The sequence below is a fragment of the Streptacidiphilus sp. ASG 303 genome, assembly GCF_020991365.1.
Taxonomy (GTDB): Bacteria; Actinomycetota; Actinomycetes; order Streptomycetales; family Streptomycetaceae; genus Peterkaempfera.
In genome coordinates this window covers 1-288 of sequence record NZ_JAJLRA010000167.1, presented here as the reverse complement: position 1 = coordinate 288, position 288 = coordinate 1, and the positions used below count along the sequence as shown (strand labels likewise).

General features: G+C 69.4%; 1 protein-coding gene. It reads left to right on the top strand.

The features are described from left to right. A partial coding sequence (locus LO771_RS30375) for an AsnC family transcriptional regulator (RefSeq protein ID WP_374228284.1) occupies positions 1 to 193 on the top strand: 193 nt, incomplete at its 5' end. Positions 194 to 288: the final 95 nt, after the last annotated feature.

Sequence of the window (288 nt, the reverse complement as noted above, 5' to 3'; positions counted from 1 at the left end):
CGGTCTCCTCTCCGAGAGCGACCGTCGACTCCTGTCACTCCTCGACGCGGGCATCGCCGACAAGGCCATCGCCAGTCAGACAGGTATGAGCAGACGCACCGTGCAACGCCGCATCCACCACATGATGACCCTCGCCGGAGCCGCCACCCGCATGCAACGGGCCTGGCAGGCCGCCCGCCGCGGCTGGCTGTGACGACAAGAGCCCGTGGCCTGACATCCGACACCTGTCAACCGCTGGTGCGGGGACACCACCGCCAGTCACACGCCGGAGGGCCGGCGCCCCGTCAA